Below are 6,598 nucleotides of genomic sequence, written 5' to 3' on the forward strand. Positions count from 1 at the left end.
TTTCCTTTGGCACATGGCGCGCGCGACGGCGTCGCGCGCTCAAACCACGCTCGACATGCGGTTGCGGCCGTCGTGCTTGGCGCGGTACAGCGCGGCGTCGGCCTGCTTGATCCAGTCGCGCGCGTCGAGGGTTTCCTCGCCCGCCTGGGCGATGCCGATGCTGAGCGTGCAGCGCAAATCCTCGGCGTGCCCGAACCTGGACACGGCGACGATGGCGCGGATGCGTTCGGCGACGGCGGCCGCGTCGGCCGCATCGGCGCCGTGCAGCACGACGCCGAATTCGTCGCCGCCATAGCGTCCGGCCATGTCGCCCTCGCGCACGCAGTGGCGGATGATCGCGGCGACGCGGCCGATCACCTCGTCGCCGGCCGGATGGCCGTGCCGGTCGTTGATGCTCTTGAAGTGGTCGATGTCGATCATCAGCAGCGTGGCGGGCTTGCCGTCGCGCCGGTGGCGATCGAGCGCGTCGGCGACGGCCTCTTCCCACGGGCCGCGATTGAGCAGCTCGCTCAGGTCGTCGATGCTGCTCAGGCGCGCCAGCAGGCGGTTCTGGCTGCGCACGCGCTGGCTGAGCCGATACATCGTCATGCTTACCGCCAGCGGGTAAAGCGCCAGGAACGGCACCGTCGCGGCGATCTCGAACATGCCCGTGGCCGGCGCGAAAGCGAAACCGCGGGTCGCCGCGGTCAGCGCGCAGGCGACGGCCTGCAGCAGCAGCCCGCGCGCCAACAGCTTCCAGCCGCCGACGGCGATCTTGTCCATCGCCAGCATCGCCACCAGCGCGACGCTGGGCAGCAGGTTGAACTGCATCTGCGCCACCCACACGCCGCCCATCGCCGAATCGACCATCAGGTTGCGGCACTCGGCGCGCACCGGATGGGCGCTGTGGCCGGCCAGCCGGCGCGCGACGTGCGGCCAGGCGAAGCCGTTCAGCACGAGCAGCACCCACACTGCCGCGGACGGGCGCTGCGGCTGCAGCGCCGCCGCCACCGCGAAGAAACCCAGCCCCAGGCCGAGCGTGCGCAGGCCGTGCACGCGCGCGACGAAGCGCAACGCGCTCGCGGTGGGCGACGGTTTGCCGGGCATGCGCGCGGACATGGTGCGGAACTTCGGCGACCGGGGAGAGGCCGCGGAGAATTCAGCAAGATGGATGCCACATGCCGTGGCGCAATTGTCACGTTAGGTGAAAATGTGCCATTTGCTCTTATTTACTGGCGGCCCGCCCCTCGACGCGCCGCTGGCGGTGGCGCCCGCGGATGCCGCCCATGCCGGGCAGCGGCCCCGGCGTCGGCCGCGACGACGCGTCGGGTGCCGTACCATGCGCGCGTTCCACGGCCACGACACCATGCCCACCGACACGCTCGCCGCCAGGCGCAACACGGATCGCCCCGACGCCCTCGCCGCGGCGTGGGTGTTCGGCTACGGCTCGCTGATCTACAAGGCCGACTTCCCCTATCTCGAACGCCGCCCGGCACGCATCCGCGGCTGGGCGCGGCGCTTCTGGCAGGGCTCGCACGACCATCGCGGCACGCCGCAGGCGCCGGGACGCGTGGTCACGCTGGTGGCGGAACCCGACGCCGTGTGCGCCGGCATGGCGTATCTGGTCACGCCGGACGTTTTCCGTCACCTCGATCATCGCGAGAAGAACGGCTATCTGCGCCAGGCGACGGAACTGTGCTTCGGCGACGGCGGCCGCGCGCAAGGCCTGGTCTACATCGCCGGCGCGGACAACGCCGCCTTCCTGGGGCCGGCGCCCGAGCGCGAGATCGCGCGGCACATCGCCGCCGCGTCCGGCCCCAGCGGCAGCAACCGCGATTACCTGCTGCAGCTCGCCGCGGCGCTGCGCGAACTCGGCGAGCATGATCCGCACGTCGCCGGCATCGAAGCGCACCTGCTGGCGCTGGAAGACGACGCGCCCCGCGCCCCGTAGGCGGCCGCCGCACGCGGCAACGAATCCGTCACGGCGCGCCACGCGGGGCGAGGCCCCGCCGCATGACCGCACGCAGCGGCGCGCCTCCGTCGCGCGGCTTGGCCCACCTTGCGCGAAGCCGCGCTAGGCGGTCGCCGCCGACGCCAGCCACGCCTCCGGCGACAGGATGTCGAACGCGCCCAGCTTCGCCACGCGGCGACGCAGTCCGAGCAGCGCCTTGTCCTTGCTGATCAGCGCGACGGCCCGCGCGCACAGCGCGAGGTCGAGGAATTTCTGGTCGTCGGGATCGGAACAGCGCGGCAAGACCACCTCGGGCCGCGGCGCCAGCGCGTGCGCCGGCAGGCAGCGGATCAGCGCGTCGAAGCCGGCGCGTGCCTGCGCGCGCCCGGCCTCGTCCAGCGCGAACTGCGGGTAGTGCAGGACGCGCAGCCACTCCTCGCGGCAATCCTCGCGCGTGACGGCGACCATCGCGCCCGCGCGCAGCGCGGCTTCGAGCCGCACCCAGCGCGGATCGCGGAACACGAACAGGTCCAGGCACACGTTGGTGTCGAGGACGAGGCGGGAAGACGGGCGCTCGGCAGGCATCACGCGCGCGCAGGCTGGCGGCACCGGCATGGCCCCGGGAAATGCAGCGTCAACGGGAATGTCATCCTGATCCGGCTCCGCGACAGCGACGTCCCACGGCGGGCCCCGCGCTTCCGGCACGCAATGCGGGGGATACCACCGTCCGGGCGTTCCTCGATCCGGCAAAGTATAGAGGCTTCCCGAGCGGCGATCCCCCGCAAGGCATCGCCCCCGGCCGGCGCTTCGCGGCACGGAAGGCCTGCATGAATCCCTGCGGCGAGTGCCCGCGGCGCATGAAGCAGGCGGCGCGCGCTTGCCCGATAATCCGCCGTCCACCGCCGTTCCCGTCGAGTCGAGCCGCGCCCGCCCATGAACGATCCAAGCCATCGCGTGCACGGGCTGGCCGGCGACAGCGTGGCGCCGGACTGGCCGGCGCTGACCGGCGCCGACGTCGCCGCGCTGCTGCGCGGCTATCCGCGATTGGGGCCGCCGCAGCGCATCGTCTGGCACAGCCCGCGTCCGCTGTCGGCCGCGTGCCTGGTCGAGACGGCGTCCGGCGTGGTCTTCGTCAAGCGCCATCACCGCCGCGTGCGCTCGCCCGCCACGCTCGGCGAAGAACATCGCTTCATGGCGCACCTGCGCGACGCCGGCGTGCCGGTGCCGGCGGTGCTCGCCGACGCGCAGGGGCGGACCGCGGTGGCGAGCGGCGACTGGGTGTACGAAGTGCACGCGCACGCCGCCGGCCTCGATTTGTATCGCGAAGCGGCCTCGTGGTCGCCGCTGCGGGATCGCGCGCACGCGCATGCCGCCGGCCACATGCTCGCGACGCTGCACGACGCGGCGGCGAGCTACCGCGCGCCCCAGCGCGACACGCACATGCTGGTCGCGCGCGCCGAGCTCATCGCCTCGCCCGACCCCGTCGCCGCGCTGCGCGCGCAGTTGCCGGCGAGGCCGGGGTTGGCCGACTACCTGCGCGGGCGCGACTGGCGCCGCGATTTCGCCGAACTGCTCGCGCCGTGGCACGCCGCCGTGCAGCCGCGGCTGGCGCGGCAGGCGCCGCTGTGGACGCACAACGACTGGCACGGCTCCAACCTGTGCTGGAGCGGCGCCGATGCCGACGCGCGCATCAGCGCGGTGTTCGACTTCGGGTTGGCCGCGCGCAACTTCGCGCTGTTCGACCTGGCCACCGCGATCGAGCGCAACGCGATCGCCTGGCTGGCGCTGGACGGCGACGAGGCGGCGCACGCCGACATCGCCGGCGCGCTGATCGCCGGCTACCGCCAACGGCGGCCGCTGGACGCCGCGGCGATCGGCCTGCTGGCCGGCCTGCTGCCGCTGGTGCACGTGGATTTCGCGCTGTCCGAAGTGGAATATTTCCACGCCGTCACGCAAGCGCGCGCCAACGCCGACGTCGCCTACGACACCTTCCTGCGCGGCCACGCCGCGTGGTTCGGCACGCCGCCCGGACAGGCCCTGCTGCAGGCCATTCGCGACTGCGCCTGAGCCGGCGCACGTCGTTTCGTGGTTCAATAGGCGTCTGAAGCGGGGGTGCCCGGCGTTGCCGGGCTGAGAGAGTCCCTTGGAACCTGATCCGGTTCGCACCGGCGTAGGGAGCTTGCAGATCCGGCGCGCGCCCGCGCGCCGCGTCGCCGTCGCTTCGTCCCCGCCCCGAAGACGATGACGACGATGCCCCTCCCACGCACTCCCCTGGTCCTTGCCCTCCTGTCTGCCCTGGCGGTCGCCGCCCACGCGCCCACGGCACATGCCGACGACGCAGCGCACGACACGCCCAGGCAGCCGCAGGCCACGACGCTGCCCACGGTCGAAGCCAATGCCGTGCGCGACAAGGACTACCGCGCCGACAGCGCGCAGATCGACACCTTCGGCAGCTTCGGCAACGCGCCGCTGCACGACACGCCGGCCGCCGTCAGCGTGATCACCCGCGACCAGATCGACGACCGCCAGCCGCGCACGCTGAGCGAGCTGGCCCGCTCCGACGCCGCGCTGGGCGACAACTACGCGCCCGTCGGCTACTACCAGAACCTCGCCGTGCGCGGCTTCGTGCTGGACCTGGCCACCGCCTACCGCCTCAACGACATGACCCTCGCCGGCGAGCAACTGCTGCCGCTGGAAGACAAGCAGCGGGTGGAAATCCTCAAGGGCCTCGGCGGCCTGGAGGCCGGCGTGGTCGCGCCGGGCGGTCTGGTCAACTACGTCAGCAAGCGCCCGGCCGACGTGCGCAGCGTCACCGTCGGCACCGATTCGCAAGGCTCGCGCTACGGCGCGGTCGACCTGGGCGGTTGGCTTTCGCCGCGCTTCGGCGTGCGCGTCAACGCCGCGCGCGAGGACATGCATTCCTATGTCGACCACGCCGACGGCCGGCGCAATTTCCTCTCGCTGGCGGCCGACTGGAAGATCAGCCCGAACGCGACGCTGCAACTCGACACCGACTACCAGGACAGCGCGCAGCGCTCGGCATCCGGCTACCAGTTGCTGGGCGGCAGCGCCATTCCCGCCCACCCCAGCCGCACGCGCATGCTCGGCTTCGAACCGTGGCAGCAGCCGGTGGGCATCCGCGCCAGCAACAGCACGGCGCGCTTCGCCTACCGTTTCGACAACGGCTGGAGCGCGCAGCTCTCGGCCGGGCGCAGCCGCAGCGTGATCGACGACAACGTCGCCTTCGCCTACGGCTGCTTCTACTCGCCCGACTGCGCCAGCGGCGCCACCCCCGGCTACTTCTTCGCGCCCAACGGCGATTACGACATCTACGATTACCGCAGCCCCGACGACACCCGCCGCAACGACGAGGTGCGCGGCGTGCTCAAGGGCAGCTTCGACACCGGCGCGGTGGGCCACGAGGTCAGCCTCGGCGCCAGCGCCTTCCGCCGCACGCTCGACCAGCGACCCTACGTCTACGACTACGTGGGCACGGGCAACATCGACCAGATCGACCCGCCCTACTTCGCGCCTTCGCCGAACCAGCCCGGCCCGTCCGCGCGCACGCTCACCAGTTGGCAGCGCTCGGTCTTCGCGATGGACCGCCTGCACCTCGGCGCGCAGTGGCAACTGCTGGCCGGCGGCCGCTTCGTGCGCCTGGACGAGCGCGCCTACGACGACGCCGGCGCGCCGCAGCGCGACACCCGCCTGGACAAGGCGCTGCCGCAGGCGGCCGTGCTGTGGCAGCCGACCGCGCCGCTGACCGCCTACGCGAGCTACAGCGAGAGCCTGTCGCTGGGCGCCGAGGCGCCGTACTGGACCTCCAACGGCGGCACCGTGCTGGCGCCGCGGCTGGCGCGCCAGCTCGAGACCGGCGTGAAGTACGAGTGGAGCGACGCGCTGAGCCTGCAGGCGGCGCTGTACCGCATGCGCCAGCCCTACCAGTTCGCGCAGCCGGACGGCACCGCCGAGGGCTTCACCTTCGTGCAGCGCGGCGACCAGGTGCACACGGGCCTGGAGCTCGACGCGGCCGGCCGCGTCAGTCCCGACCTGCGCCTCACCGCCAGCCTCAACCTGATCCAGGCGCGCGCGCAGAACACCGGCACGCCGTCCTACGAGAACCACCAGATCGTCAACGTGCCGCGCGTGCGCACGGCCGTCTATCTGGATTACCGCCTGCCGCTCGCGGCCGACCTCGGCCTGCTCGCCGGCTGGCGCTACGCCAGCGCCAACCCGGCCACGCCCGACGGCCGCATCCACGTGCCGGCCTACCACGTGTTCGACCTCGGGCTGCGCTACGCCACCCGCTGGAACGGCCACGCGCTGACCTGGCGGCTGAACGTCGACAACGTGTTCAACCGCTTCTACTGGCGCGATACCGGCAGCGCCTACGGCGACAGCTACCTGTTCCCCGGCGCGCCGCGGCTGGCGCGGCTGTCGCTCGACGCGGCGTTCTGAGCATGTCCCGGATCGAGCTGGCCGCGGCACTGCTCAGCGCCTGGGCCGTGTGGCTGATGGCCCGGCGCCGACCGCTGGGCTGGCCGATCGGCCTGCTGTCGGTGCTGGTCTACGCGGCGGTCTTCCTCGACGCCAAGCTCTACTCCGACGCCCTGCTGCAGGGCGCCTTCGCGGCGCTGATCGTCTACGGCTGGCATCGCTGGCTGCGCC

Annotated in this window: 6 protein-coding genes and 1 riboswitch; of the genes, 4 read left to right on the forward strand and 2 right to left on the reverse strand. The window is 72.4% G+C overall.

Annotated features, from left to right (window positions below; genetic code table 11):
- Positions 1 to 39 precede the first annotated feature (39 nt).
- Positions 40 to 1,098: a diguanylate cyclase gene (locus ABFC67_RS11620; RefSeq protein WP_346738187.1), complete on the reverse strand. Its 1,059-nt coding sequence runs from the start codon at positions 1,096 to 1,098 to the stop codon at positions 40 to 42.
- Between the two features lie 220 nt (positions 1,099 to 1,318).
- Here ABFC67_RS11620 and ABFC67_RS11625 point away from each other — a divergent pair, with 220 nt between their 5' ends.
- A complete protein-coding gene (locus ABFC67_RS11625; protein WP_346738188.1) occupies positions 1,319 to 1,930 on the forward strand; it encodes a gamma-glutamylcyclotransferase in 612 nt (203 codons plus the stop codon).
- A 123-nt stretch (positions 1,931 to 2,053) separates the two neighbouring features.
- Here the strand turns inward: ABFC67_RS11625 and ABFC67_RS11630 are convergent, their stop codons facing one another.
- Entirely contained in the window at positions 2,054 to 2,545 is a 492-nt protein-coding gene (locus ABFC67_RS11630; protein WP_346738189.1) for a PIN domain-containing protein, read from the reverse strand.
- Positions 2,546 to 2,863: 318 nt separating this feature from the next.
- Between ABFC67_RS11630 and ABFC67_RS11635 the strand changes: the two genes are divergently transcribed.
- The 3 genes from ABFC67_RS11635 to ABFC67_RS11645 form a co-directional block, all read left to right on the forward strand.
- Entirely contained in the window at positions 2,864 to 3,997 is a 1,134-nt protein-coding gene (locus tag ABFC67_RS11635) for a phosphotransferase (RefSeq protein WP_346738190.1), read from the forward strand.
- A gap of 31 nt (positions 3,998 to 4,028) precedes the next feature.
- A riboswitch (TPP riboswitch) is annotated at positions 4,029 to 4,124 on the forward strand.
- A gap of 56 nt (positions 4,125 to 4,180) precedes the next feature.
- Positions 4,181 to 6,388 (forward strand): TonB-dependent siderophore receptor, encoded by a 2,208-nt coding sequence (locus tag ABFC67_RS11640; RefSeq protein WP_346738191.1) that lies wholly within the window; start codon positions 4,181 to 4,183, stop codon positions 6,386 to 6,388.
- A 2-nt stretch (positions 6,389 to 6,390) separates the two neighbouring features.
- The coding region (locus tag ABFC67_RS11645; RefSeq protein ID WP_346738192.1) for a nicotinamide mononucleotide transporter at positions 6,391 to 6,598 on the forward strand (208 nt) is incomplete at its 3' end.

This window comes from Mizugakiibacter sp. (assembly GCF_039680435.1).
GTDB lineage: Bacteria > Pseudomonadota > Gammaproteobacteria > Xanthomonadales > Rhodanobacteraceae > Mizugakiibacter.